This window comes from Planctomonas psychrotolerans (assembly GCF_008642235.1).
Classification (GTDB): Bacteria; Actinomycetota; Actinomycetes; order Actinomycetales; family Microbacteriaceae; genus Planctomonas; species Planctomonas psychrotolerans.
In genome coordinates this window covers 25,902-52,886 of sequence record NZ_SJEV01000001.1, presented here as the reverse complement: position 1 = coordinate 52,886, position 26,985 = coordinate 25,902, and the positions used below count along the sequence as shown (strand labels likewise).

At 69.2% G+C, this 26,985-nt stretch carries 23 protein-coding genes; 12 read left to right on the top strand and 11 right to left on the bottom strand.

Annotation, left to right across the window (positions count from 1 at the left end):
• Positions 1-108 precede the first annotated feature (108 nt).
• Positions 109-1,563, top strand: coding sequence for an HNH endonuclease signature motif containing protein (locus EY822_RS00195; RefSeq protein WP_150306426.1), 1,455 nt, complete (start codon positions 109-111; stop codon positions 1,561-1,563).
• 284 nt (positions 1,564-1,847) lie between these two features.
• On the opposite strand, the gene glnA is transcribed toward EY822_RS00195, so the two are convergent.
• Positions 1,848-3,272, bottom strand: a complete 1,425-nt coding sequence (gene glnA, locus EY822_RS00190) for a type I glutamate--ammonia ligase (RefSeq protein WP_150306425.1) — start codon at positions 3,270-3,272, stop codon at positions 1,848-1,850.
• A 142-nt stretch (positions 3,273-3,414) separates the two neighbouring features.
• On the opposite strand from glnA, the gene EY822_RS00185 reads away from it, so the two are divergent.
• Positions 3,415-3,843 carry an RDD family protein gene (locus EY822_RS00185; RefSeq protein ID WP_227496893.1) on the top strand — a complete coding sequence of 143 codons (429 nt, stop codon included), beginning with the start codon at positions 3,415-3,417 and terminating at the stop codon, positions 3,841-3,843.
• 27 nt (positions 3,844-3,870) lie between these two features.
• Here the strand turns inward: EY822_RS00185 and EY822_RS00180 are convergent, their stop codons facing one another.
• Together EY822_RS00180 and EY822_RS00175 are read right to left on the bottom strand one after the other, a co-directional pair.
• Entirely contained in the window at positions 3,871-4,593 is a 723-nt protein-coding gene (locus EY822_RS00180) for a J domain-containing protein (RefSeq protein ID WP_150306423.1), read from the bottom strand.
• A gap of 25 nt (positions 4,594-4,618) precedes the next feature.
• Positions 4,619-5,341: a DUF4191 domain-containing protein gene (locus EY822_RS00175; RefSeq protein WP_150306422.1), complete on the bottom strand. Its 723-nt coding sequence runs from the start codon at positions 5,339-5,341 to the stop codon at positions 4,619-4,621.
• A gap of 218 nt (positions 5,342-5,559) precedes the next feature.
• Here EY822_RS00175 and EY822_RS00170 point away from each other — a divergent pair, with 218 nt between their 5' ends.
• Entirely contained in the window at positions 5,560-7,149 is a 1,590-nt protein-coding gene (locus EY822_RS00170) for a protein kinase domain-containing protein (protein WP_227496892.1), read from the top strand.
• A 10-nt stretch (positions 7,150-7,159) separates the two neighbouring features.
• On the opposite strand, the gene sucB is transcribed toward EY822_RS00170, so the two are convergent.
• The 3 genes from sucB to EY822_RS00155 all read right to left on the bottom strand — a co-directional run bounded on the left by sucB (position 7,160) and on the right by EY822_RS00155 (position 11,642).
• Positions 7,160-8,611: a 2-oxoglutarate dehydrogenase, E2 component, dihydrolipoamide succinyltransferase gene (sucB, locus tag EY822_RS00165; RefSeq protein WP_150306420.1), complete on the bottom strand. Its 1,452-nt coding sequence runs from the start codon at positions 8,609-8,611 to the stop codon at positions 7,160-7,162.
• 71 nt (positions 8,612-8,682) lie between these two features.
• Positions 8,683-10,056, bottom strand: coding sequence for a dihydrolipoyl dehydrogenase (lpdA, locus tag EY822_RS00160; protein WP_150306419.1), 1,374 nt, complete (start codon positions 10,054-10,056; stop codon positions 8,683-8,685).
• A gap of 95 nt (positions 10,057-10,151) precedes the next feature.
• Entirely contained in the window at positions 10,152-11,642 is a 1,491-nt protein-coding gene (locus EY822_RS00155) for a leucyl aminopeptidase (protein ID WP_150306418.1), read from the bottom strand.
• A gap of 123 nt (positions 11,643-11,765) precedes the next feature.
• Here EY822_RS00155 and EY822_RS00150 point away from each other — a divergent pair, with 123 nt between their 5' ends.
• Positions 11,766-12,692, top strand: a complete 927-nt coding sequence (locus tag EY822_RS00150) for a proteasome assembly chaperone family protein (RefSeq protein ID WP_150306417.1) — start codon at positions 11,766-11,768, stop codon at positions 12,690-12,692.
• Between the two features lie 38 nt (positions 12,693-12,730).
• Here EY822_RS00150 and EY822_RS00145 read toward each other — a convergent pair whose 3' ends face one another.
• Entirely contained in the window at positions 12,731-13,597 is an 867-nt protein-coding gene (locus EY822_RS00145) for an oxidoreductase (RefSeq protein WP_150306416.1), read from the bottom strand.
• A gap of 371 nt (positions 13,598-13,968) precedes the next feature.
• Here EY822_RS00145 and EY822_RS00140 point away from each other — a divergent pair, with 371 nt between their 5' ends.
• Genes EY822_RS00140 through EY822_RS00130 form a run of 3 tightly spaced genes read left to right on the top strand, consistent with a single transcriptional unit; the run spans position 13,969 to position 17,323 of the window.
• Positions 13,969-15,333: an RNA polymerase sigma factor gene (locus EY822_RS00140; RefSeq protein WP_150306415.1), complete on the top strand. Its 1,365-nt coding sequence runs from the start codon at positions 13,969-13,971 to the stop codon at positions 15,331-15,333.
• A 2-nt stretch (positions 15,334-15,335) separates the two neighbouring features.
• Complete coding sequence (locus EY822_RS00135) at positions 15,336-16,613, top strand: MurT ligase domain-containing protein (RefSeq protein ID WP_150306414.1); 1,278 nt, start codon at positions 15,336-15,338, stop codon at positions 16,611-16,613.
• Positions 16,610-17,323 carry a type 1 glutamine amidotransferase gene (locus EY822_RS00130; RefSeq protein WP_150306413.1) on the top strand — a complete coding sequence of 238 codons (714 nt, stop codon included), beginning with the start codon at positions 16,610-16,612 and terminating at the stop codon, positions 17,321-17,323. The genes EY822_RS00135 and EY822_RS00130 overlap by 4 nt, the downstream gene beginning before the upstream one ends.
• An 89-nt stretch (positions 17,324-17,412) precedes the next feature.
• Here the strand turns inward: EY822_RS00130 and EY822_RS00125 are convergent, their stop codons facing one another.
• Positions 17,413-17,646, bottom strand: a complete 234-nt coding sequence (locus EY822_RS00125; RefSeq protein ID WP_150306412.1) for a DUF7455 domain-containing protein — start codon at positions 17,644-17,646, stop codon at positions 17,413-17,415.
• A 214-nt stretch (positions 17,647-17,860) separates the two neighbouring features.
• Between EY822_RS00125 and EY822_RS00120 the strand changes: the two genes are divergently transcribed.
• Complete coding sequence (locus tag EY822_RS00120; protein ID WP_150306411.1) at positions 17,861-19,942, top strand: DNA gyrase/topoisomerase IV subunit B; 2,082 nt, start codon at positions 17,861-17,863, stop codon at positions 19,940-19,942.
• Positions 19,943-19,993: 51 nt separating this feature from the next.
• Here the strand turns inward: EY822_RS00120 and EY822_RS00115 are convergent, their stop codons facing one another.
• On the bottom strand, positions 19,994-22,471 hold the full coding sequence (locus EY822_RS00115) for a DNA gyrase/topoisomerase IV subunit A (RefSeq protein ID WP_150306410.1): 2,478 nt from the start codon (positions 22,469-22,471) through the stop codon (positions 19,994-19,996).
• A 29-nt stretch (positions 22,472-22,500) separates the two neighbouring features.
• Between EY822_RS00115 and EY822_RS00110 the strand changes: the two genes are divergently transcribed.
• A complete protein-coding gene (locus EY822_RS00110) occupies positions 22,501-23,637 on the top strand; it encodes an alkaline phosphatase family protein (protein ID WP_150306409.1) in 1,137 nt (378 codons plus the stop codon).
• Between the two features lie 47 nt (positions 23,638-23,684).
• Here EY822_RS00110 and sepH read toward each other — a convergent pair whose 3' ends face one another.
• Positions 23,685-24,758, bottom strand: coding sequence for a septation protein SepH (gene sepH, locus EY822_RS00105; protein ID WP_150306408.1), 1,074 nt, complete (start codon positions 24,756-24,758; stop codon positions 23,685-23,687).
• A 203-nt stretch (positions 24,759-24,961) separates the two neighbouring features.
• Between sepH and EY822_RS00100 the strand changes: the two genes are divergently transcribed.
• Positions 24,962-25,255, top strand: a complete 294-nt coding sequence (locus EY822_RS00100) for a DUF4193 domain-containing protein (protein WP_150306407.1) — start codon at positions 24,962-24,964, stop codon at positions 25,253-25,255.
• Between the two features lie 22 nt (positions 25,256-25,277).
• Here EY822_RS00100 and EY822_RS00095 read toward each other — a convergent pair whose 3' ends face one another.
• Positions 25,278-25,733, bottom strand: a complete 456-nt coding sequence (locus EY822_RS00095; RefSeq protein ID WP_150306406.1) for a DUF3093 domain-containing protein — start codon at positions 25,731-25,733, stop codon at positions 25,278-25,280.
• 38 nt (positions 25,734-25,771) lie between these two features.
• Here EY822_RS00095 and dut point away from each other — a divergent pair, with 38 nt between their 5' ends.
• Positions 25,772-26,230, top strand: coding sequence for a dUTP diphosphatase (gene dut, locus EY822_RS00090; RefSeq protein ID WP_150306405.1), 459 nt, complete (start codon positions 25,772-25,774; stop codon positions 26,228-26,230).
• Positions 26,227-26,985 carry a DUF3710 domain-containing protein gene (locus tag EY822_RS00085; protein WP_150306404.1) on the top strand — a complete coding sequence of 253 codons (759 nt, stop codon included), beginning with the start codon at positions 26,227-26,229 and terminating at the stop codon, positions 26,983-26,985. The genes dut and EY822_RS00085 overlap by 4 nt, the downstream gene beginning before the upstream one ends.

Here is a 26,985-nt window from a genome sequence, read left to right as displayed (position 1 = left end):
GACGCGGTCGACCGGCCCTCTACTCCTCCACAGCCTCCGCCAAGAAATGGCCGCTGACCGGGCCTAAAAGCCATCAGGAATGTCGTAGGTACCTGCGATAGTACCTGTATGAAAGCCTCGGTCGGCGAAGCCACAGCCCAGCAGAAACCCCAGGGCGCCAGCAATCCGGTCGCTCACATCCGGGCACTTGCGACTGAGTGCGCTGATGCGCTCCCGTACGCCACCATCCCGCACCTGACTGACGAGGACACGCTCGCGCTGGTGGCCGAGGTCGAGCGTCTCGGCCGTCGCGTCGACGCTCTGCGCGTCGTCCTGGCTGGTGAGGTTGCGGACCGGTCCCGGCCCAATCGCGGTGCGCGCGGGCTGGCTGTGTCCCGCGGTTGTCGGACTCCGGCAGACCTGATCGAGCGGCTGACGCAGGTGTCCGGCACGACAGCTCGCCGGCGGGTCATCCTGGCCGGTGATGTGCGTCGTGACCCGTTCCCGGGTGGCGACCGCACACACGCCCGGTTCGACCTCGTCGCGGGTGCGCTGGAAGACGGCACCCTCGGCATCGACGCCGCCACGGTCATCACGAAGGGCCTCACACCGCTCCTCGCCCACGGATCGCTCGACGACCTGAAGAGAGCGGAAGTCGAGTTGGTCGCCGCTGCCACCGGCACCGGTCCTGACAGCACGGTGCCGGTGTCGGCGGACTCGTTGCGGGTCATGGTGGGCGTGTGGCAGGCGAAGATCGACCCCGACGGTCTCGATCCGGCGGAAGACCGGGCGATGGCGGTCCGGGGGTTCCGGTTCGGTCCGGAACGCAACGGGCTGCTGCATGGCTCGTTCCGGCTCATGGCGGAAGCCGGAGGTCGGGTGAAGACTCTGTTCGACGCGTACCTGACCCCGACCACCGCACCCGCATTCATGACTGCGGAGGAGCGCGCGGCCGCGGAAGCGGAAGGCGGGAAGGATTCTCGGACGCCGGCTCAGCAGCGGCATGACATCTTCGTCGCGATCATCGACGCCATGGCGCGAAGCGGCCAGGCACCCACCATCGGTGGTGCCGCGCCCACCGTGCTCGTGTCGGTCCGGGCAGAGGACCTCGAAGCGAACCGAGGTGCCGGCTGGTCCGACCGCGTCGACGCGCCGATCTCGATGCGCACCGTGCGGCAAATGGTATGCACCGGCGGCATCCAAAAAGTCGTCCTCACCGGTGAGGGACGGATCGTGCAACTCGGTTCACCGGAGCGGTGCTTCACCCCTCAACAACGACGCGCGATCTCCCTCCGAGACGGCGGGTGCATCATTCCCGGCTGCACCATCCCCGCAGGCTGGTGCGAGATCCACCATGTGGTCCCTGACCGGGACGGCGGGCCCACGCATCCGGACAATGGTGTGCTGTTGTGCTGGTTCCATCACCGCACCATCGACAGTTCCGAGTGGCAGATCCGGATGCGACACGGGGTCCCCGAGGTGAAACCGCCGCCGTGGATCGAGTACTTCGGCACGTGGCGACCCGCGACCAAGTCCCGCACCCGACTCCTCGACCGACTCCACACCCCAAATCACGGTCGCTGAGCCAGTCGAAGCGACAGGACCAAAGCGGCTTACGCCCCTTCGACAAGCTCAGGGACCGTACGAGGTCGCGTTCCCGTCGGGATCCGCAGCAGGTGGCGCGATAGCTACGGTCGCTGAGCCTGTCGAAGCGACGGGATCCAGTGCGGCGAGCGTCCCTTCGACAGGCTCAGGGACCGTGGGGTGCGTCCCTTCGACAGGCTCAGGGACAAGGGACCTACGACAGCACCGCGCACGACGAAGGCCCCCGGGATGTCCCGAGGGCCTTCGTCGTGGCAGAGGTGCGACTAGACGCCGTAGTAGAGCTCGAACTCGAACGGGTGCGGACGCTGCGCGAGGGGCTTGATCTCCTTCTCGCGCTTGTACTCGATCCAGGTCTCGATCAGGTCCTTCGTGAACACGTTGCCCGCCATGAGGAACTCGTGGTCCTCCTCGAGAGCGGTCAGCGCCGCGTCGAGCGAGGCCGGAACCTGCGGGATGTTCTTCGCTTCCTCGGGCGGCAGCTCGTAGAGGTCCTTGTCCACCGGCTCGTGCGGCTCGATGCGGTTCTTGATTCCGTCGAGTCCGGCCATCAGCTGAGCGGCGAACGCGAGGTACGGGTTGCTGGACGCGTCGGGTGCGCGGAACTCGATGCGCTTCGCCTTCGGGTTGGTGCCGGTGATCGGGATGCGGATCGACGCCGACCGGTTACCCGCCGAGTAGACGAGGTTGACGGGAGCCTCGAAACCGGGCACGAGGCGGTGGTACGAGTTGACCGTCGGGTTGGTGAACGCCAGCACGGCGGGAGCGTGCTTCAGCAGACCACCGATGTACCAACGGGCCAGGTCGGACAGGCCACCGTAGCCGGCCTCGTCGTAGAACAGCGGCTTGCCGTCGTTCCAGAGCGACTGGTGGGTATGCATACCGGACCCGTTGTCGCCGAAAAGCGGCTTCGGCATGAAGGTCGCCGTCTTGTTCCACGTCTCCGCGGTGTTCTTGACGATGTACTTGAACTTCAGGATGTCGTCGGCCGCGTGCACCATGGTGTCGAAGCGGTAGTTGATCTCGGCCTGTCCGCCGGTGCCCACCTCGTGGTGCGCGCGCTCGAGGATGAGGCCGGCGTCGATCAGCTTGAGGCTGATGTCGTCGCGGAGGTCGGCCTGCTTGTCCACGGGGCTGACCGGGAAGTAGCCGCCCTTGTACGGAGTCTTGTTGCCGAGGTTGTGGCCGCCCTCGTCGCGTCCGGAGTTCCAGGCGCCTTCCTCGGAGTCGACCGAGTAGTAGCTCGTGTGCTGGTTGATCTCGTAGCGCACGTCGTCGAAGATGTAGAACTCGGCCTCGGGGGCGAAGAACGCGGTGTCGGCGATGCCGGTGGACGCGAGGTACTTCTCGGCCTTCTTCGCCACCTGGCGCGGGTCGCGGGCGTAGATCTCGCCGTTGCGGGGGTTGTAGATGTCGAACACCATGATCAGCGTCTTCTCGGCCCGGAACGGGTCGAGGTACGCCGTCGTGACGTCGGGAATCAACTGCATGTCGGATTCGTGGATGGAGGCGAAGCCCCGAATGGACGACCCGTCGAACAGCTGGCCGACGGAGAAGAACTCCTCGTCCACCGTCGAGGCGGGGATGTTGAAGTGCTGCTGCACACCGGGGAGGTCGGTGAACCGGATATCAAGGAACTTGACGTCGTTCTCCTTGATATAGGTGAGCACTTCAGACGAATCACTGAACATGTGGCGAACTCCAAAAGGGGGTCGTGATCTCGGGCGGCTGAAGAATACAACCGGCATCGAGCCTAGCGAACGGCCATTACCCGGTTCTTTCCCCCATGTTTCGGCGATGTTACGAACGGCGCGCCGAATTAGACTTGGCCGAGTGCCGAACGCTTCCCCGTCTCCCCCGCCGCACGGCGACCCTGCCGCCAATCTCTGGCCGGGGCATCGCCTGGGTCTGCCTCGGGAGGGGCCCGGATCGATCGCTCGGCCGGGCCGGCGAATCGCGGCGATCTCGATCGACTTCGCGCTGTGCGCGCTGATCACCTACGCCTTCTTCTTCGGTGCGGATTTCGCCTCGCTCGGCATCTTCGCGATCGAGCAGGTGGTCTTCCTCGCCACCCTCGGAGCGAGCATCGGACACCTGACGCTCGGGTTGCGCCTGATCACGATCACCGGTGAGCACTGCGGCCTCTGGCGCCCCATCCTCCGCACCGCGCTGCTGTGTCTGCTCCTCCCGGCGCTGGTCTGGAACGCCGATCAGCGCGGTCTGCACGACGTGTTCTCCGGCACCGTGCTCGTGCGTCGCTGACGGCCTCCTCGGGCGGGCGCTTCGCGCTTACTCGTCGCAGCCGAGGTAGATGAGCCGGGCCGAGGTTCCGGCGAACGCGACCTCCACAGGGCGGTCCGCCCTCAGGTCGATGAGTTCACGGGTCGCGGTGGATTCATCGGTGTCGGACGTCACCTCGAAGCGGGCGATCGCATCGGCGCAGTCCTCATCCGAGGTGAGTTCGACCAGCACGCAGGACCCCGCTGCCGGGCAGCCCAGGTCGGCGTCCGTGCCGTCCGAGAGTTCGGAGACTACGGTGGCATTCGCGGTGAGGTCGCGACCCACCACGCCGAATTGCGCGGCCCGCCAGCCGTCCTGCAGGGTGACGATGACGACCAGCACGACGGCCAGTGCGATCACGGAGGCGATTGACCCGCCCATTCCCCGGCTTTTGCCGCGGCGCCCTGCCGTATGCCAACCGACGTCGTCCGACCGCTGCGGCGGGTTGTCGAACTGCTCAGACCCGTGAGGCCCGAATCCGTTCGACCTGAACCCGTTCGACCCAGGCGCGCCAGACGCTGACGGATTCGGGAGCGGACTCCGGAGAAGGATGTCGCGGGCGAGCGTCAGCCGGATGAAACGCTCATTCGCCGAGCGCACGGCGTCGGGCGTCGGGTCCGGCAGCAGGTCCGGGTGGGTCAGGCGGGCCGACCGCGAGTAGGCGTGCAGGATGTCGGCGCGGGTGTACGCGCCCGCAAGCCCGAGCACACCGGCGGCCTCGTCGGGATTCATCCTTCACTCGCCGCCGGAACCCGCGTCAGCGGGGTCGCTGGGCGCGAACCTTGAAGGGGTCGACGCCCTTCGGGATCGGCATCGAGGACTGACCGAGACTGGCCAGTCGGTTGCTCACGGCGATGACCTCGGCCTTGGTGAGCGTCTTCTTGAAGCGCTTGAGGGAGCCCGCCAGCTTGTGCAGGGCCACGGAGTCCTGGTCGGGTCCGACCGACACGAAACCGATCGGCACGTTCGGCAGGACGCGCTGCACCTTGCGGCGTTCGTCCTCGAGCATGCGGGTGGTGCGGCTCTTCGGTCCCTCGCTGATCAGCACGATGCCACCGCGCCCCACAGCCCGGTACACCGCGTCCTGCGTTTTGGCGTTGACGGCCACCGGCATCTCGCTTCCGCGCCAGCCGCGCTTGAGCGAGCTCCGCAGCACCACGCCCACGGCGCCCGGCTGACCCTTGAGCTGCGAATACGCGGCCTTCTCGGCCTTGCGCCCCAGGATGATGAGGAACAGCAGCATCCCCGCGAGGACGCCGGAGATGATGTACAGGATGATGTTCAGCACGTTGCCGCCGGCCACCCAGATCGACAGTGCGACGGCGATCAGGATCGGGCCGAAGAACCCGAGAGCCATCCACCAGACGGAACTCTTGTCGTACCGCCGGGTCATCTTGAAGACCTGCCACATTTGCTTCATGCGGCCCGGCTCTTTCGCGGGTTTGGCGGGCTGGGCGGGAGAGGCTGGGGAGCGTGCCATGAGTCCAAGGATACCTGTCGCCATCACCGCTTCCGCACCGCCGATGGCACACCGGCGAGCGCTCGGTCCTCCCCAGCGAAGGTGGTGATCCGCACTCCACCGGTGCGGGATTCGCCGCCCCCCGTGGTCGGATCCTCGGAAACGATGGGGGCATGCGACGGGCAAGAGGGTGGCCGGGCCCCCGGCGGGCGGTGCGCGGGACATCCGAAGGAGGCGGCGTGGCGACGCGACCCGTCGTCGCGCCCCCGCCCCCGCCGTGGTTCGGGTCGGGTGACGACGATGAGGATGACGAGTCGGTCGCTCCTCCCGGCTACCGCATCCTCCGCACCCTCGGGACGGGCTCCCGCGCCGTCGTCTATCTCGGGCGGGGAGTGGAGCCCGGACCGGCCGACGCAGCGCTCAAGGTCTTCTCGTCGACCTGCGCCCCCGCGGACATCGACGCGGAGATCTCCGCACTCGATGCGGTGAACGCCGTGGACTCGCCGCATCTGGTCCGCCTGCTCGATGTCGGGGAGACCGGCCGTGGCACGCCGTTCCTCGTGCTGTCGCCCTGCACCTCCGGTACCCTCTCCGAGCTCCTCGTCCGCCGCTGGAGCATCGATGCGGGGGAGGCGGTGACCGTGCTCGCGCCGGTGATCGAGGCGCTCGGTGCCGTGCACGCGGCCGGTTGGTGCCACGGCGCTCTGCGCGGGTCGTCCATCTGCTTCGACGCGACGGGCGCGCCCGTCATCACGGGGTGGGGCCACGGCGCTCGCCTCCGCACCGCCCGGGCCGGACCGAAGGGAGACGACCAACGCGCGGCGAACGCGCGAGCCGTCGACGCGGATCTCAGCGGATTCCTCCAGCTCGCCTCCAGCGTGCTCGACGGCGTTACCGCGTCGGGCTCGACGGACGAGGTCGCCGCCCTCCGTACCCGGTTCGGTCGCCTGCGACGGGTCGGCGGGTCGGCGGCGACGAACGACATCGCCGACCTGCTGTACGAGTTCGCCGATCCGCTGCCGATTCGATTGGCGGACTCCCCGTCCTCGGGAGCGGGCGACGTCGCATCCGTCGACCCCGCACCGGTGGCGCCCGCACCGGTGGTGCCCGCACCGGACGCAGCCGCACCGGACGCGTCGGACGCCGCCCCGCCGGATCCGCCTCGGCAGATTCCGGCGCTCCGGCGGCCCTCCCTTCTCCGGCGGTGTCGGAGTGCGCTCCGCGCCGTGCGAGCCCGGGTCTGGGTCGGCGCGGCGCTCCCGACCGCGGCTCTTCTCGGCGTTCTGCTGCTGCCGTCCTTCCCTGCGCCGCGGGAATCGGCTGCGCTCCCGGAGGCTACTGCGCTTCCGGAGGCTACTGCGCTTCCGGAGTCCACTGCACTCCCGGGATCCCCGGGATCCACGGGGCCGCCGGACGCAGCCAGTGCGCAGGGCAGTGTGCCGGACACGGCGGCGAACCCACCGGTCGACCCGGCGGCGATCGCGGGGGATGACCCGGTGGCGGCGGCCGTGGCACTGCTCGCGGCGCGGGAGGAGTGCTTCCGCACCCTGTCCGTGCTCTGTCTCGACCGAGTGGCGGCCGTAGGGTCCGTCGCCCTCGAGGTGGACCGCACGGCCGTGCGCGGCCTTCAGGAGGGGCGGGAGGTCACCGTTCCCTCGTTCGAGGCGAGCACGCCGGTGCTCATCGAGCGGCTCGGGGATTCCGCTCTGCTCGACCTGAGGCCATCGCCCGGTGCTTCACCGGGGGATGCAGCCGGAACGACACCGGCCTCGCTCCTCCTGCAGAGGGGCGAGGCCGGGTGGCGCATCCGGAGCGTGCTCGCGGACTAGACGGGGTCGACTAGATGCCGAGGTTGCCCGCGAAGTCCCCGCCCTCGAGGCGGTTCTTGACCTGCACCAGGAATCGGGCGGCGTCGGCCCCATCCACGATGCGGTGGTCGTAGGAGAGCGCGAGGTACACCGTCGAGCGGATGGCGATCGCGTCGGCACCGTCGTGGTTCACCACGACGGCCTTCTTCGCGACGATGCCGGTGCCGAGGATCGCGACCTGCGGGAGGAACACGATCGGAGTGTCGAACAGCGCACCGCGCGAGCCCGTGTTGGTGAGGGTGAACGTGCCACCGGCCAGCTCGTCGGGCGTCAGCTTGTTGTCGCGCGTGCGGGCGGCGAGGTCCGCGATCTCCGTGGCGAACTGGGCGAGCGTCTTGTCGCCCGCGTTTTTCACCACGGGGGTGAGGAGACCGCGTTCGGTGTCGACCGCGACACTGATGTTCTCGTGGTCGGGGTAGACGATCGTGTCGCCGTCGATCGTCGCGTTGATGATCGGGTAGGACTTCAGCGCTTCCGTGGCGGCGAGGGCGAAGAACGGCAGGAACGACAGCTTCGCCCCGGCCTTCTCGGCGAACTCGGCCTTCACCTTGTCGCGGAACGCGGCCACCTTGGTCACGTCCACCTCGACCACGGAGGTGAGCTGCGCGGACGTCTGCATGGACTGCACTGCGCGCTCGGCGATGACCTTGCGGAGGCGGGACATCTTGACCGTGGTGCCGCGCAGCGGCGACACCTCGACAGCGGCGGGAGCGGCGGGGGCGCTGGCGCTCTCTCCCGCTCCGGCGCTCGCCTCGGCCGCGGCGAGCACGTCCTCCTTGCGGATGCGGCCCCCCACACCGGTCCCGGTGAGGGAAGAGAGGTCGACACCCTTCTCGTTGGCGAGTTTGCGCACGAGGGGCGTCACGTATCCGGCGTTCGTACCGGAGGCGGGCTGGTCCGTCTTCGGTGCTTCCGTCTTCGGCTGCTCGGCCTTGGGCTGCTCGGCCTTCGGCGCTTCAGCCTTGGGCGCTTCAGCCTTGGGCTGCTCGGCCGGCTTCTCCTCGGCGGGCGCAGGCTCGGGCTTCGCCGGCTCGGGTGCGTCCTCCTCGGAGGGGGCGTCGGTCGAGGGAACCTCGGCTCCGAGGTCCTCCTCGCTGTCGGCGGGCGCTTCTTCGGCCTGTGCCTCCTCAGCGGGCGCCTCTTCGGCGGGCGCTTCGTCGGCCGGTGCGGCGTCACCGCCTCCGGATCCGTCGCCGATGCGGACGAGTGCGGTACCAACCTCCACCGTCTCGTCCTCCTGCACGAGGATCTCCTCGATCACACCGGCGACCGGCGAGGGGATCTCGGTGTCGACCTTGTCGGTCGACACCTCGAGCAGCGGCTCGTCCACCTCTACGCTGTCGCCCACGTTCTTGAGCCAGCGGGTCACCGTGCCCTCGGTGACACTCTCGCCGAGTGCGGGAAGGTTGACGGATTCGCTCATCAGCTTGTCTCCTCTGGAACCGCTTGTCCGGTTCCGGTTGTTTGTCTTCTCTTGTCGAGACTAGGGATTGATCAGAGGGCGTGCAGAGGGTGACCGGCGAGTGCCAGGTGGGCCTCGCCGAGCGCCTCATTCTGCGTGGGGTGCGCGTGCACGAGTGCGGCGACGTCTTCGGGGTACGCCTCCCAGTTCACGATCAGCTGCGCCTCACCGATCTGCTCGCCCATGCGACCACCGATCATGTGAATGCCGACGACCGGACCGTCATTGACGCGCACGACCTTCACGAACCCGCCGGTGCCGATGATCGAGCTCCGACCGTTGCCGCCGAGGTTGTACTCGTAGCTCGACACCTTGTCGGCGCCGAACTTCTCGGCGGCCTTCGCCTCGGTGTAGCCGACGGAGGCGACCTCGGGGTCGCAGTAGGTGACCTTGGGGATGTTCACGTCTTCGACGATCTGCGGCTTCTGACCGGCGATCTCCTCGGCCACGAAGATGCCCTGCTGGAATCCGCGGTGCGCGAGCTGCAGGCCGGGAACGATGTCGCCGATGGCGAAGACGCCGGGAACGCTGGTGGCGAGGCGCTCGTTGGTGAGCACGAAGCCGCGATCCATCTTCACGCCCACCTCTTCGAACCCGAGGTTCGCGGTCGCCGGACCGCGACCCACGGCCACGAGGAGGAGGTCGGCCTCGAAGGTCTTGCCGTCTTCGAGCGTGATCACGACGCCGTCGTCGTTCTGCGTCACGCCGGAGAAGCGGGTGCCGAGCGTGAAGTTGATGCCGCGCTTGCGGAACGCTCGCTCGAGGGCCTTGCTGATGCCCTCCTCCTCGTTCGGGACGAGGTGGGGGAGAGCCTCGACGATCGTGACGTCCACGCCGAACGACTTCCAGACGCTGGCGAACTCGACGCCGATGACGCCGCCACCGAGAACCACGACCTTGGACGGCACGTGGTCGAGCTCGAGCGCCTGCTCGGAGGTGATGACGCGGCCACCGAGCTCCAGGCCCGGAAGGGTGCGGGAGAACGAGCCGGTCGCCAGCACAACGTTCTTGCCCACTACGGTGTCGTTCCCGACCTGCACGGTGTTCGGGGCGACGAGGCGTCCCTCGCCCTCGATGACGGTGATACCGCGAGCCTTGATGAGGCCGACGAGGCCCTTGAACTTGCTCGCGATGATGCCCTCGCGATAGGAGGTCAGGGCAGGCATGTCGATGCCGTCGAACGTGGCGGAGACGCCGAACTTCGAGGAGTCGCGGGCGCCGTCGGCGACCTCGGCCGCGTGCAGGAGCGCCTTGGTGGGGATGCACCCCCAGTGCAGGCAGGTTCCACCCAGCTTGTTCTTCTCGATCAGTCCGACCGTGAGGCCCAGCTGGCTCGCGCGGAGTGCCGCTGCATAGCCACCGCTTCCCCCGCCGAGAACCACGAGGTCAAAATTCTGTTCCGACACCCGGTTACTCCCTTGTCCGCATAGCGATACGCATGTGTGTTCCACCCGAATCCACGAGCGGTTCCGGCCGAGCTGATTCGGCCGTATCGAGCCTACTACGCACGTGAAATCTCCTCGGCCAGAGCGAGAAGCGTGCGGACGGTGACGCCCGTGGCTCCCTTGCCGGTGAAGCCGTAGGGCGACCCCTGGTTGTTCGACGGGCCGGCGATGTCGAGGTGCGCCCACGGGATGGGCGACGCGTCCGCGGAGTCGTCGACGGTCCCGACGAACTCGCGCAGGAACACGCCGGCGAGCAGCATCCCGGCAGCGGTCTGTCCGGGCTTCGCGTTGGCGAGGTCGGCCACGTCGGAGTTCAGCAGCGGGCGGAGCTCGCCCGGCAGTGGCATGGCCCAGATCGACTCGCCTGCGCCGGTGGCAGCTGCCACGACGCGGGACACGAATGCGTCGTCGCCCATGGCGCCGACGGTCCGGTTGCCGAGCGCTACCACCTGCGCCCCGGTGAGCGTGGCCACGTCGATGAGGTAGTCCGGGCGCTCCTCGCTCGCCGCGACGAGACCGTCGGCCATCACCAGCCGCCCCTCGGCGTCGGTGTTCAGCACCTCGACGGTCTTCCCACCACGGATGCGAAGCACGTCATCCACCCTCATCGCCGAACCCGACGGCATGTTCTCCGCGATGCAGAGCCATGCGGTGAGTCGGATGGGCAGGGCCAGCCGGGCGGCCGCGAGGACCACCTCCAGCACGGTCGCCGCTCCGGTCATGTCGAACTTCATGCCGATCATCGGGATGGCCGGCTTCAGCGAGAGTCCGCCGGAGTCGAACGTGATGCCCTTGCCGACGAGGGCGAGGTGCGCGCCCGCGTCCTCGGGGGAGTAGGCGACCTTCACCAGTCGCGGCGGGCGTGTCGATCCGGATCCGACGCCCAGGATGCCGCCGAAGCCCTCCTCCGCCAGCATCGTCTCGTCCCAGACGGTCACCTCGACGGGGAGGCCCTCGGCGTGGGCGATCGCCGCGTCGGCGAGGTCGGCGGGGGAGAGGTTCCCGGGCGGTGTGTTCTCGAGGTCGCGCACGGCGGCCATGGCGGTACCGAGCGACGTGGCTCGATCGAGGACGCCGTCGTCGGGCGAACGGTCGGTCAGAACGACGACCTCCGCTGCCGGGGTCTTGGTGGACGGGGAACCGGACCCTCGGAAGGCGGTGAAGGAGTACCCGCCGATCACGGCTCCCTCGAGTACCGCCGAGAGGTCGTCGTCGCTGTCGAGAGGAAGGGCCAGTGCCACGGAGGCGACACCGACGAGCTGCCGCACTGCGGAGCCGGCGGCGTAGCGCAGCGAGTCCGGCGTGATCGGGGCCGGGCCGAGTCCGATCAGCGCGATCGGCGTCGTGGATCCGGGCAGCACCACGCGCGTGAGTTCGTCCGGGCCGCCGGAGATGCGGAGGGGACCGACATTGTCGTTGAGCGCATCGAAGCCGTCGGGGGCGAGAATCCGTGCGCCGTCGCCCTCGGGGATCACGCCGATCACGAGCACCTCCGCGGGAGCCTCCGAAGGAGAGGCGGCGGACACGAGCAGATTCGGAATCGTCATGATTCGACCCTAGCCTCGCGTTTTCCGCGTCGGCGGAGCGGCCGGTTGGCGTGTTCGCTGACGGCTTCGCGGTGGAGGCCCGGCACGGAGGAGACACCGGAGAAGGGCCGTTAGAGTGAAGGCATGGGAGATCCCGCCGAGCTGTACGAGATCGATCCTTCCGCGTACGACGTGCCGAAGGGGCTTCACCTCGTGGCCGGTCTCACCGGGTTCGCCGACGCCGGATCGGCCGTGACGCAGTTCACGGAGTACCTCCTCGGGGCGCTCGAGTCCCGCATCATCGCGTCGTTCGACGCCGACGTGCTGCTCGACTACCGCGCCCGCAGGCCCACGATCTACTTCGATCAGGACCATCTCACCGACTACCGGCCGCCCGCGCTGAACCTCTATCTCGCCCGGGACGAACTGGGGCAGCAGTTCCTGCTCCTCGCCGGCTTCGAGCCCGACTTCCAGTGGGAGCGGTTCACCGCCGCGGTGCTCGGCCTGATCGAGCGCTTCTCGGTGTCCACCACGACGTGGGTGCATGCCATTCCGATGCCCGTGCCGCACACCCGTCCCATCAGCGTCACGGTGAGCGGCAACCGCAGCGAGCTCATCGATTCGCTGTCGGTGTGGAAGCCGCACACCCAGGTGCCCTCCAACGCCCTGCACCTCGTGGAGTACCGACTCCACCGGCTGGAGCATCCGGTCGCCGGCTTCGTGCTGCTCATCCCGCACTACCTCGCCGACACCGAGTACCCGTCCGCCGCCGTGGCCTCCCTCGAGAGCATCAGCTCGGCGACCGGCCTCATCTTCCCGACCGACCGGCTGCGGGAGGAGGGGCGCGACTTCGTCGCGAAGATCGACGAGCAGGTCGGTGCGAACACCGAACTCGCACGCCTCGTCGCCACCCTGGAGGAGCGTCACGACAGCTACATGGAGGACTCGCCCCTCAAGTCGCCGTTGACCGACGAGGACGGGCTGCTGCCGAGCGCGGACGAGATCGCCGCCGAGCTCGAGAAGTTCCTCGCCCACCGTCGGGGTGGCGACGACGAGCAGCCTCGCGCCTGATCCGCCGCACCGACGATCCGCCTATCGGCTGATCCGCTTCACCAGCTGACGCGCGTCAGCTGCCCGGAGATGCGCCAGAGCCGGTGCGCCACCGCCTCCTCGTTGCGGATCCGCGGATCGCGGAGCACCTCGGGTTCGCCGGCGATCTGGAACGGCCCCGCCGGCCCGACGAACGCGCCGCCGAGGACCGACGCATCCGTCGCGGCGTGCACCAGAACGGCGGCACCCTCCTCCGCGGGCGAGGCGAAGATCCACTCCACCCGGCGGAGGTACCGCGCGTTCGTCTCGCTCGCCGACAGGCCCGGGTGCACCGCCACCGACGTGAGGTCCCGGCCCTCGCGCACCGCCTTCCGCTGCAACTCCCGGGCGAACAGCAGGTTCGCGAGCTTGCTCGCCGCGTACGCCTTCGTCGGCGTATGCCCGTGATCCCAGCGCAGGTCGTGGAAGCGGATGCGGCCCAGCCGGTACGCGAGCGACGTCACCGTCACCACGCGGGCGGCGGGCGCGGCGAACGGCAGCAGCAGCCCGGTCAGGGCGAAATGGCCGAGGTGGTTCACGCCGAAGTACTGCTCGAAGCCGTCCGCCGTGAGGGTGCGGCCGGGTTCCACCTTGACCGCGGCGTTGTTCACCAGCACGTCCCATGTGCCGAACGTCTCGGCGGTGCGCGCGGCGAACTCCCGAACCGACGTCAGAGAGGCGAGATCGAGGGCCGACACGTGCACCGACGCGTCGGGCACCTCGTCGAGGATCCGGCGCCGGGCGCTCACGCCCCGTTCCAGGTTCCTCACCGCGAGGATCACCTCATGGCCCGCACCCGCGAGTCGTCGCGCGGCATGGAATCCGAGGCCCGAGTTCGAGCCCGTGAGGAGGATGCGCTGGGGGCGGCTCTCCGCTTCTCGACTCACTCTTCGAGCCTAACCGCCGCCGCCGGTGCTCCCGAGCCGGGCGGGCACCCCGTGCTGCGTGTGCGCAGCCGCACGCCGACCCGGCGGCGTCATCCCGACGATGAGGGAATACGGATGGGGCGACTCCGGGTTGCATTAGCCGAAGCGCGCGCCGGACGCAAGGGGTGACTGGCTCGGGTGAACGGCTTTCCGTGCAATAATTGACGCCAGAGACCCGTTCTTGCTCGTGCACGGTTCATCTCCTCCGGAGTGAACACGCACCGAACTTGACATGGGTCTTAGTAATGTCCAAATTCAACCTCGACCCGATGCCAGACGCGCTTCCCCGCGCGATTTCCACCAGCCCGGCACAAGGTTCGAAAGGTATACGAATGGCCTCTCGCACGTCACAGACCCCGACACTCGACACCGAGTCGACGCCCGAGGCGGAGCCGGAATCGGCCGCCCCCGCCGCTCCCAAGCGCGCGGCGAGGAAGGCGCCGGCCAAGACCGCCGCGAAGACCGCGGGGGCTCCGAAGGCCGCCGCGAAGAAGGCAGCACCCAAGGCGGCTGCCAAGTCCGCGAAGAAGTCCGACGAGAACGAGAACGACGACGACGTCGAACCCGATGTCGAGGACATCGCCGAGGACGTCGTCGACGTCGCCGACCCGAAGGCGGTCGTCGATGACGACGCTGCCGAGGTCGATGGCGCCACGACCGGGAAGGACGACTCGGACGACGACACCAAGAGCGCCGACACGGACGAGCCGCTCCCCACGGGCGCCCTCGTGCTGCGCGCCGTGGACGACGAGGATGACATTCCCGTCTACTCGACGGCCATCACCGGCGCCACCGCCGACCCGGTCAAGGACTACCTGAAGCAGATCGGCAAGGTCGCCCTGCTGAACGCGGCCGAAGAGGTCGAGCTCGCCATGCGCATCGAGGCCGGACTCTTCGCGGAGGACCGTCTCGCCAACTCGACGAACCTCTCCCGCGAGGTCGAGCGCGAACTGCGCTGGGTCGCCCGCGACGGGCAGCGCGCCAAGAGCCACCTGCTCGGAGCGAACCTGCGCCTCGTCGTCAGCCTGGCGAAGCGCTACACCGGTCGCGGTATGCAGTTCCTCGACCTGATCCAGGAGGGCAACCTCGGTCTCATCCGTGCGGTCGAGAAGTTCGACTACACCAAGGGCTTCAAGTTCTCCACCTACGCCACCTGGTGGATCCGCCAGGCGATCACCCGCGCCATGGCCGACCAGGCTCGCACCATCCGCATCCCCGTGCACATGGTGGAGGTCATCAACAAGCTGGCCCGCGTGCAGCGCCAGATGCTGCAGGACCTCGGCCGGGAGCCCACGCCCGAGGAACTGTCCCGCGAACTGGACATGACGCCCGAGAAGGTCGTCGAGGTGCAGAAGTACGGGCGCGAGCCGATCTCCCTGCACACCCCGCTCGGCGAGGACGGCGACAGCGAGTTCGGCGACCTCATCGAGGACACCGAGGCCGTGGTGCCCGCCGACGCCGTGGGCTTCACCATGCTGCAGAAGCAACTCGAGTCGTTGCTCGACTCGCTGTCCGAGCGCGAGGCCGGTGTCATCCGCATGCGCTTCGGTCTCGGCGACGGGATGCCGAAGACGCTCGACCAGATCGGTGACACGTTCGGTGTGACGCGCGAGCGCATCCGCCAGATCGAGTCGAAGACGATGGCGAAGCTCCGCCACCCGTCGCGTTCCCAGTCGCTGCGCGACTACCTCGAGTAACCGTGCGTCTTCGCCTGGCGGTCGCCGCCGGACGACTGGTGAGAGCTGTCGCGCGACGGCGCGGCGGCGGCTCGGCCATCCCGGGCTACGTCGCCCTGCGGATCGCTCCGAGGTTCCTCGAGCGCACTATCGCCGACCTGCCCCTCGGTGTCATCGCCGTCTCGGGGTCGAACGGCAAGTCCACGACCACCCACATGGTCGCGGCCATCCTGCGTGCGCACGACCTCCGGGTCTTCACGAACCCCTCCGGGGGTAACCTGCCGCAGGGGATCGCGTCGGCCGTGCTCGCCGACGCCGACGCCGCGGGTCGACTGAAGGCCGACATCGCGGTGCTCGAGGTCGACGAGGCCTACGGCGTCGAGCTGACGCGTCTGTTGACGCCCACCGTCGTGCTCCTGCTGAACGTGCAGATCGACCAGCTCAACCGGTTCTTCGAGCCCGACCGCGTGGCCGGCATGCTCGCGAAGATCGCCGCCACCGCCACGTCGGAGCTCGTGCTCAACCGCGACGACGAACACCTCGTCGGACTCGCCGATGAGCTGCCCGCGGGGTCGTCCGCCCGGGTGTCCTACTTCGGCACGGTGCCCGAACTGCTCGGCAGCGTCTCGCAGGGCATGCTGTCGGCGCCTCGGTTCGGCGGCGCCGCCACAGTCGCCCCGGCCTCGGCCGACGTCGTCGCCACCGCACTCCAGGGACGGGACGCCACCCTCGACATCGCCGGCGTGCCCACACGCATCCGGCTGCCCGCCCGCGGCGTTCACTACGCGGTGGATGCCGCCGGGGCGATCGCCGCCTCGCGGGCTGCGCTGGGCGATCGGTTCTCGGCCGATGCCGCGGTGCGGGCCCTCGACGAGCTCGGCACGGTCTACGGGCGCGGCGAGACCCTGGTCTCCGCTGGCGAGGAGATCGAGATCATCATGATGAAGAACCCCGCGAGCCTGCAGATGAACCTCGACTCCCTCGATGCCGTTCCCGAGCAGGTCTTCCTCGCGGTGGACGACGGCACGCCCGACCCGTCGTGGTTGTACGACATCGACCTGTCGAAGTTGGACCACGCCGACGTGCTCTCCGGCAGCAAGGGCTACCAGCTGGCCGTGCGCCTCGGCTACGAGGGGATCCGCGTCGGAGAGGTCGAACCCGACCTCCGCACGGCCGTCAAGCGGTTCCTCGCGCTCCCGCGCCCCACGGCGGGACGCAAGACCATGATCGTGAACTACGAGCAGATGATGCTGATCCGTCGCATGCTCGGCTACACCGACCTCGAGGGCGGACAGTCGTGACCGAGCTCCGCATCCTGCACCTGTATCCGCGGGAACTCGGCATCAACGGGGACCGCGGCAACGTGCTCGTCCTCCGCCAGCGCGCCGAGCGCCGGGGGATCGCGGTGACTGTGCTCCAGCACGACGTGGCACAGGGTCCGCTGCCGGACGCCGACCTCGTCTTCGTCGGTTCGGGTCCGCTGTCGGCGCAGCGAGCCGTGCACGCCGACCTGCTCGCGCACGCCGGGCGCCTCCGAGAACTCGCCGAAAGTGGGGCGCCGTTCCTCGCGGTCGCCGGCGGCATGCAGCTGCTCGGCGAGCGGATTACGCTGCTCGACGGATCGGTGCTCGACGGCGCAGGGGTGCTCCCCGTCCGCACGAGGCTCGTCGCCCAGCGCTCCGTCGGGGACATCGTCGTCGACACCCCGACCGGGGTGCTCGTCGGCTTCGAGAATCACGGATCGACTCTCGAGGTGACCGACGATGCCGTGCTCGGCCGCGTGCGCCGCGGTTTCGGCAACACCGGAGCGGGTGGCGGAGAGGGCGTGCGCATCGGCTCGCTCGTCGGCACCCACCTGAACGGTCCCGTGCTCGCGCTGAATCCGTCGCTCGCCGACGAACTGCTGGCGGCGGCGATCGCCCGCACCGGCACTGCGACGCTGGCGGACGAGCAGAGCCTCACCCAGCTCGACGAGTGGGCGAGCCGCGCCCGCGCCACCATCGACGCCTGACGTTCCGGCCCGATCGCCCTTCGACAGGCTCAGGGACCACGCAAAAAGGCGCATCCCAGAAGGGATGCGCCTTTTCCGTTCGCGACGAGTTACGCGCGCTGCTCGTCGAAGAGTCGGGCGGACTCGTCGTGCCAGCTGGTGGCGATCGACGAGAGCTTCTCCTGGTGCTTCTTGCCGTGGTGGGCGCAGAAGAGGAGCTCGCCGCTCGACACCACAACGCGGATGTACGCCTGGGCACCGCAGCTGTCGCAGCGGTCGGCCGCCGTCAGCTGGTGCGAGTGCATCTCGTCGACGGTGGTGGCCTCGGTGGCTGTCTGTGGCATGGAATGCTCCCCTCCGGTTCGGGTTCGTACGACTCGGATGATCCATACAAGCATGCTTGCGCGCGCGCGACGACACCGCGGGGGCGCATTTCGCTTTGCGCGTAGTGCATTCGCGGGCGGGGGTGTCCTGCGCGGGAAGCCCGGAGGCGACGATTACGCTGGTCCGGGCTCCCGAAACGAAGCGGGAGCGAAGCATCGTACGGAGGGAAGTCACGTGGCAGGTTCCGACTATCTGGCCCGTCACCTCTCCGTGCTCGAGGGTCTCGAGGCGGTGCGCAAGCGCCCCGGCATGTACGTCGGTTCCACCGACTCGCGGGGGCTCATGCACTGCCTGTGGGAGATCATCGACAACTCCGTCGACGAGGCCCTCGGGGGGCATGGCGCCGAGATCCGGGTGCTGCTGCACGCGGACGGCAGTGTGGAGGTGCGCGACCGCGCCCGCGGCATCCCGGTCGACGTGGAGCCGAAGACGGGACTGAGCGGCGTGGAGGTCGTCTTCACCAAGCTGCACGCCGGTGGCAAGTTCGGCAGCGGCTCCTACGCCGCGTCCGGTGGTCTGCACGGGGTCGGCGCGAGCGTGGTCAACGCCCTCTCGGAGCGACTCGACGTGGAGGTCGACCGCAACGGCAAGACGTGGGCGATGTCGTTCCACCGCGGCGAGCCCGGAACGTTCGCCGACGCCGGGGACCCGACGCCGGACGCGCCGTTCACCCCGTTCGTGTCGGGCAGCGAGTTGCGTGTGGTGGGCAAGGTGGCGAAGGGCGTCACGGGCACTCGCGTGCGGTACTGGGCCGACCGCCAGATCTTCACCCGCGGAGCCGAGTTCCAGACCGACGAGCTCGTGGATCGCGCGCGCCAGACGGCATTCCTCATCCCCGGGCTGCACATCGAGATCCAGGACGAGCGGGGGGACGAGCACCGGGTCGAGTCGTTCCGCTACGACGGCGGCATCGCCGAGTTCGTGGATCACCTCGCGGCCGACGCGCCGATCACGGAGACCTGGCGGCTGCAGGGCAGCGGAAGCTTCACCGAGACGGTTCCCGTGCTGTCGCCGGGCGGGGCGATGGTGCCCACCGAGCTCACCCGCGAGTGCGAGGTGGACATCGCACTCCGCTGGGGGATCGGCTACGAGACCGAGTTCAAGAGCTTCGTCAACATCATCGCCACCCCGAAGGGCGGCACGCACCAGGCGGGCTTCGAGGCGGGACTGCTCCGCTTCCTCCGTCAGCAGCTCGAACTGAACGCCCGCCGCCTCAAGGTCGGCAACGACAAACTGGAGAAGGACGACATCCTCGCGGGTCTCACGGCGGTGCTCACCGTCCGTCTTCCCGAACCGCAGTTCGAGGGGCAGACCAAGGAGATCCTCGGCACGCCGGCGGTGCGCAACATCGTCTCCAGCGTGGTCACGAAGCAGCTCGCGGAACGCTTCTCGTCGCCCAAGCGCGACGACAAGACGCAGTCGGCGCTGGTGCTCGACAAGATCGTCGCCGAGATGAAGTCGCGGATCTCCGCCCGGGCGCACAAGGAGACGCAGCGTCGCAAGAACGCGCTGGAGAGCTCGACGCTGCCCGCGAAGCTCGTGGACTGCCGCTCGAACGACGTGGCGAATAGCGAGTTGTTCCTCGTGGAGGGCGACTCGGCGCTCGGCACCGCGAAGCTCGCGCGCGACAGCGAGTACCAGGCGCTGCTGCCGCTCCGCGGCAAGATCCTCAACGTGCAGAAGGCCACCATCTCGGACATGCTGTCGAACGCAGAGTGCGCATCGATCATCCAGGTGATCGGAGCCGGCTCCGGTCGGTCGTTCGACCTGTCGGCGGCCCGCTACGGCAAGGTCATCGTGATGAGCGACGCCGACGTCGACGGCGCGCACATCCGTACCCTCCTGCTCACGCTGTTCTTCCGCTACATGCGCCCGATGATCGAGGACGGTCGCGTCTTCGCCGCCGTGCCGCCGCTGCACCGCGTGGTCGTGATGCACCCCGGCTCGAAGCCGAACGAGACCATCTACACCTACTCGGAGACGGAGTTGACCGCGTTGCTCGCGAGCCTCCGGCGCAGCAACAAGCGCTATCAGGATCCGATCCAGCGGTACAAGGGGCTCGGCGAGATGGACGCCGACCAGTTGGCCAACACCACGATGGACCGGCGGAACCGCAGCCTCCGCCGGGTGAACGTCGCCGATGCCTACGCCGCGGAGACGATGTTCGAGCTGCTCATGGGCAACGACGTCGCTCCCCGCAAGGAGTTCATCATCCAGGGATCGTCGGATCTGTCGCGCGAGCGCATCGACGTCTGACGCCGTCCCCGTGCCGAGCGGGCTCGAGTGGATCGGGGCGGTCGGAGCGGTCTAGCGGGAGAAGCCGACGAACGCCACCTCGGCGGCGAGCGGCGTGCCCGACGCGTCGCGCTTCGCCCCCGGCTCCGGCAGCTCGCGCACCGCACCGTCCGCTCCGCTCGCCAGAGCGGGCGCGGGGCCGGCCCATGCCAGGGCGAGGCTGTCCTCACCGCGGACGAACCGGTGCGCGCGCACTCCCGCGGTGGCCCTGCCCTTCCGCGGGAACTCGGACCAGTCGCTCACCTTGGCGGTGCTCGCATCCGTGCCGTCGAGCGTGGCGCTGTTCTTCGCGACGGTGACCACCACGGCGTGAGCATCGGGAGGAACCGCGCCGAACATCAGCGCGCGACTGCCCGACGCGAGAGTCATCCCCGCCATGCCGCCGGCGCCCCGACCCTGCGGGCGCACCGCCGCGGCGGCGAAGCGGAGCAGCTGCGCGTCACTCGCCACGAACACGAGGTCGTCAGTGTCGGGACCCTGGGTCGCCCCCACCACGGTGTCGCCCGGCTTCAGCGGCAGAATCTCGACGTCGGGCTTGTTCGCCAGTTCGGTCGCGGCGACGCGCTTCACTACGCCTAGCGCCGTGCCGAGGGCGATGGGGAAGGGGGAGGACAGGTCGACCAGGGCGAGCGCCCGCTCCGAACGGTCCGGAAGTGCCAGGTAGTCCCGGATGCGCACGCCGGCACCGAGCTGCACCGAGCTCGCCGGGACCACCGGGAGGTCGACCGGTGACATCCGCAGCAGTCGGCCGCGGGACGTGACGACGCCGATATCGGAGCGGCTGGTGGTGGCGACGCTGGAGAGCAAAGAGTCGTGCTTGCTGCGGCGCGCGGCGCGCGGGGTGGCCTCCGGGTCGGTGACGGCCGGGGCGTCCACACGGATGATGCGGCCCGTCGTGCTGAGATACACCCGCGTCGGGATGTCGGCGACCTCGAGCGACACCGGCGCCCGCTTCGAGCCGGCCGTGGCGATGCTGGGCGCCGCCTCGGTGAGCAGGGTGCGACGGGGAGTGCCGAACTGCTCGGCCACCTCCCCGAGCTCATCGCTGACCAGGCGGCGGAGGTTCGCCTCGTTCGCCAGCAGCTCCTCGAGCTGCTCGATCTCCCGGCGCAACTGGTCCTGCTCCGCCTCGAGCTCCACGCGCGAGAACTTCGTCAGTCGGCGGAGGCGCAGCTCGAGGATGTACTCGGCCTGCGTCTCGGTCAGCTCGAAGACCGTCATGAGGCGCCCGCGGGCCTCGCCCGCGTCGTCGCTCGTGCGGATCACCTGGATGACCTCGTCGATGTCGAGGATGGCGATGAGGAGCCCGTCGACGAGGTGCAGGCGCTCGCGCCTCCGGGCCAGGCGGAATCGCGTGCGGCGGGTGACCACGGAGATCCGGTGGTCGATGTAGACGCGCAGGAGATCGAGCAGCCCGAGCGTGCGGGGGCCGCCGTCGACCAGTGCCACGTTGTTGATGTTGAACGAGTCCTCGAGGGGGGTGTAGCGGTAGAGCTGCTCGAGCACGGCCTCGGCGCTGAACCCGGTCTTGATGCCGATGACGAGGCGCAGGCCCTTCGCCCGGTCGGTGAGGTCGGTCACGTCGGCGATGCCGCTGAGCTTCTTCGCGGTGACGCCGTCCTTGATCTTCTCGATCACCCGCTCCGGACCCACCAGATAGGGCAGTTCGGTCACCACGATGCCGGTCTTCCGCGCGGTGATGCTCTCGATCGACACGCGCGCCCGCGTCTTGAACGCGCCACGCCCGGTGGCATAGGCGTCGCGCACGCCGGCGAGGCCCATGATCGTGCCGCCCGACGGCAGGTCGGGTCCGGGGATGTACTCCATGATCTCGTCGAGCGTGGCGTCGGGATGCGCGATGAGGTGCTGCGCCCCGGCGATGACCTCGATCAGGTTGTGCGGCACCATGTTCGTCGCCATGCCGACCGCGATGCCGCTCGCGCCGTTGACCAGCAGGTTGGGGAAGGCCGACGGGAGCACCTCGGGCTGCATGTGCGAGTTGTCGTAGTTCGGCTGGAAGTCCACGACGTCCTCGTCGAGCCCCGCGGTCATGGCGAGGGCGGGCGGCGCCAGCCGAGCCTCCGTGTAGCGCGCCGCGGCGGGTCCGTCGTCGAGGGAGCCGAAGTTGCCGTGACCGTCGATGAGCGGCACCCGCAGCATGAACGGCTGCGTCAGCCGCACCATCGCGTCGTAGATGGAGGCGTCGCCGTGGGGATGCAGCTTCCCCATCACCTCGCCGGTCACCCGCGCGGACTTCACGTGCCCGCGCTCCGGGCGGAGGCCCATCTCGCTCATCATGTAGAGGATGCGGCGCTGGACGGGCTTCAGGCCGTCGCGCGCGTCGGGCAGGGCCCGGGAGTAGATGACCGAGTAGGCGTATTCGAGAAAGGACCCCTGCATCTCGGTCGAGACGTCGACGTCTTCGATGCGTTCGGGGGTAGCGGGGTCGGCGGATCCGGGAGACTTCGGTGGGCTGTTGCGTGGGGTCATTCTCGATCTCTGCACGTAGTATTTCGATCATGCTACCGGCCAGGCAATCGCACCGGGCGTGCCTTGCCGACGTTCTGCCGAGTTGCCTCGCGGCCCTCGACGGCGCGGCCAATCCGCTGGCGTTGGGACCCGTCGATGCGGCGGTCGTGGTTCTCGCCGACGGCCTCGGCAACGCCGCGTTGCGCGCGCGGGCGGGCCACGCGCGCACCCTCACCCGGGGCCTCGTCAAGGCCGACGTGCTGGTCAGCGGATTCCCGAGCACCACGGCCGCGGCCATCGCCTCGTTCGCCACCGGGGTGCTGCCCGGGGAGCACGGGCTGGTGGGGTACACGGTGCTCGACCCCGCGAACGACCGGGTGGTGAATCAGCTCTCCGGATGGGACGAGCATCTCGAACCGGACACCTGGCAGCGCAGCCGCACCCAGTTCGAGCGGGCGCGGGAGCACGGGATCGGCGCGTACTCGGTCGGCCCGACCCGGTACGCCTCGACGGGCTACACCCGGGCGGTGCTGCGCGGCAGCGAGTACGTTCCCGCGGGCGACATCGGCGACCGCTTCGCCGTCGCGAGCGCCGTGCTGGACCGGGATCCGCGATCGCTCGTGTACGTCTACGTGCCGGAGCTGGATGTGGCGGCGCACGCCTCCGGATGGGAATCGGACCGCTGGCTGGCCGCGCTCGAGGCGCTGGACGCCGCCGTCGCCGCGTTCTCGGCCTCGCGGGGAGCACGCCAGGGCCTGCTGGTGACTGCGGACCACGGCATGCTCGATGTGCCGCCCACCTCGCATGTGCTGTTCGACAGCGAGCCGGACCTGGTGGCGGGGGTGCGGCACGTGGCGGGTGATCCGCGCTGCCTGCAGCTGCATCTTGAGCCCGGTGCATCGCCCGGCGACGTGGAGCGCCTCGCCGGAGCGTGGCGGGATGCCGAGGGCGGCCGCTCGTTCATCGCCACCCGCGACGAGGCGATCGACTCCGGCTGGTTCGGCGACGTTGCCGCTGAGGTGCGTCCGCGGATGGGTGACGTGTTCGTCGCCGCGCGCGCGCGCATCGCGTACTACGACTCCCGCGAGACCAATCCCGGTCCGCGCCGGATGGTCGGTCAGCATGGCTCGTTGTCGCCGGAGGAACTGCAGGTGCCGCTCGTCCGGCTCGGCGCGTTCGCCCGCTGACCATCACCCCTCGGTGCTGGCCGCTCGAAGCGGTCGGTTGAGTCGGGCTAGGCGGGGTCTTCGTCGCTCCGCGCGCCGAAGACGATCTCGTCCCAGCTCGGCATGGCGGTGCGCCCGCGCTTGGCGGACTTCGCCCCGCTGGACCGGCCGAAGGATGGCACCGGCGATGCCGTCGACGGCGTCGGGTCGCCGGCATCCGCGGATTCCTCGGCGAAGTCGCCGAGCGGCACGTCGATCACGCGGATCCCGTTGCCGTTCGGAACCGACTCGGCCGGAGCCGGACGCTCGTCGCCCCACGCGGCGGCCTCGCGTTCGCCCCGACGGCGGCGCAGCGCGTCGAGGAGATCGGCCGTCTGGTTCAGCTGCGGCTTGGCCTCCGCCGCACGGGCGATGCCCGACACCGTCCCGGAGGTGCGACCGTCGGCGCGTGCCCCGGAGTCGGACTCCGGAGCTTCCTCGGGCGCACCCACATCCGTGATGCGGAAGGCGCCACTGTCGAACCGGCTCTCGGGCGCACTCTGACCCTCGCTCGGAACGGCACGGAGCCGCGGGATGAGGGCGCCCTTGATCTCGCCCTGCTGGGAGAGGGTGATCGCCTCGTTGTTCTGGGGCGCGAGTGCGCGCTTCTTGGGGTCGTAGCTCCAGCGCGCGTCGTGGTCGATCTGCTCGGCGGTGAACTCGAGGCGCACCACCCAGTGATCCTCGTCCTTCCAGCTCGTCCACTGCTCGCCCTCGGCGCCGAGCGCCACGAGGCGCTCCGAGATGACGTCGCCGAAGCGGGTACCGGGGCTCAGCGGGTCGACGTCGATGGCGGTGTGCACGGTCACCGACAGTGCGGAGGTGACGATGTGCTCGCGCTCCGCGAGCACTGGTCCCTCGTACCGCTGCACGTGCTCGATCGGCAGACCGGTGGCCGCGGCGACCTCGGCGGCCGACATGCCCGAGCGGATCTGCGCCTGGATCTCGCGCGGCGGCACCTTGCGTCCGCTGTGCTGCTCGGGGGTGTGCGGGCGGAGCCGCGACTGCAGCACCTCGTCGATGGGAATGCGGTAGCGGCCGCCCTGTTCGGAGGAGGCCAGCAGTGCGCCGTTCTCGACTCCGATGACTTTCAGATCCTGCATGGTGAAAGGCCTCTCGCGGTTCTCGGTTGCCCCAAGGATTACATGCGCCGAGCGCATTTACCGGGAATACCTCAGGCGTGCCGAAAGTTGCAGAAAACAGGCGGAAGGCAGACCGAATCCGACGGTTTGCTATTCGCATCAAACTGATGCAAACTGTCGCCGCCGATGACGCGTCGGCGGCGATTTTCTAAGACTGGATGGGCATGGCAACTGATTACGACGCTCCGCGCAAGACCGAGGACGACTCCGAGTCGATCGAGGCGCTGAAGGAGCGGGTCCCGGACCGCATGTCCGGGGTCGTGGACGTGGAAGATGCCGACAACCCCGGTGGCTTCGACCTCCCCGGTGCCGACCTCTCCGACCTCGACCTCGAGACCGTCGTACTCCCGCCCCAGGCCGACGAGTTCACCTGCGTGAGCTGCTTCCTCGTGAAGCACCGCTCGCAGATCGACCACGAGGAGAAGCTCGGCCCGATCTGCGCGGAGTGCGCCGCCTAGGCCCGACCGCTTCCCTTCTTCCTCATCGCCGTGATCCTTCGATCGCGGCGATGAGTCGTTCCGGGGTGCGGGTGGAGAGCACCCAGTACGGGACCGGATCCTCCGGATCGGTGATGGGCACCGTGACCACGGGATCGACCCAGCCCCGGATGCACAACCAGGCGCGGGCATCCAGCCGTTGCCCGCGCTCCAGCGTCGCCTCGGCCCCGCGGAACGCCCGCGGCGTCCCGACCAGCGCCAGCGGGACGTGCGCCCGTCCCGCGCGCAGCTCACCGTCCTCGACCGACAGCACCGGCGCGAGCAGGCTGAGCGCCGCGATCGATCCGCCGTAGAGCACCAGAGCGACCACGACGCCGGCGAGCACCGAGATCGGCAGGAAGACCAGGAGGCTCGCGGGAATGACGAGGGCCACGGCCAGATACATCCACGCGGCGGGCCACAGCCTCTCGCGATAGACGGCGTTGGTTCCAGGGGGCATGTCCCTATTGGATCAGAGTTCTGCACTACCCTCGTCACGTGACAGATAGCGTAGACGTCCTGATTCGGGCCGATTTCGTTCCCGGGTACGCGCACCCGGGCGACGCCGGAGCCGACCTCCGATCGGCCGAGGCGCTCACTCTCGCACCCGGCGAACGGGCCACCGTGGGCACCGGCGTATCCATCGCCCTGCCGAACGGGTACGTCGCCTTCGTCGTGCCGCGGAGCGGCCTCGCCGCCAAGCACGGCATCACCATCGTGAACAGCCCGGGCACCGTGGACGCGGGATACCGCGGCGAGATCCGGGTGACGCTGCTCAACACCGACGCGCGCGAGCCGTACGGCATCGCCGTCGGCGACCGCATCGCGCAACTCATCGTGATGCCGGTGAGCCGCGCCGAGTTCACGCAGGTCACCGAGCTGCCCGGGAGCCAGCGGGGGGAGTCCGGCTTCGGATCCACCGGCTACAACGCGCACACGTCAGGAGATTCCGTATGACCGATCCGCAGAGCGAGACACCGCAGCCGAACGGCGATCCGGCCGCGGAGGCCGAGAACGCCGACACGCGTCAACCGAAGTCCGCACCGGCCGATCGCGCCGAGTCCGGCCCGTTCGACGACGCCGAGGCCAACGCGGTACGCCCGTACGTGGACCTCGGCGGGGTGCGCATCCTGCCGCGGGAGGGACTGCACCTCAGACTCGAGGTGGCGGAGGGGACCCAGCGCGTCGTCGCCGTCGGACTCGAGTACGCCGGGTCCAGCCTGCAGGTCCAGCCGTTCGCCGCGCCGCGGTCGAGCGGTCTCTGGCACGAGATCCGCGGGCAGATCATCGAGCAGATCCAGAAGCAGGGCGGTACCACCGCGCTCACCGATGGACCGTTCGGTCCGGAACTGCTGGCCGAGATCCCCGCCGTCGTCACCGCCGGTGCGCCGCCCACCACCCGCATCGCCCGGTTCATCGGCGTCGACGGTCCCCGCTGGTTCCTCCGCGGCGTCATCACCGGCGCCGGTGCGACCCAGCAGGAGGCCGCGGAGCGCATCGAGGACCTGTTCCGCAGCGTGGTCGTGGTGCGCGGCACAGCACCGATGCCACCCCGTGACCTCATTCCGCTCAGCATGCCGCAGAACGCGACGCTGGGGCAGAATGCCGCGGCCGGCCAGACCGCCCCGGGTCAGACCCCGCCCGGCCAGGCCGCACCCGGTCAGACCCCGCCGACCGGCCGCAGCACGCGGCCGCCGGTCACGAACGTCTAG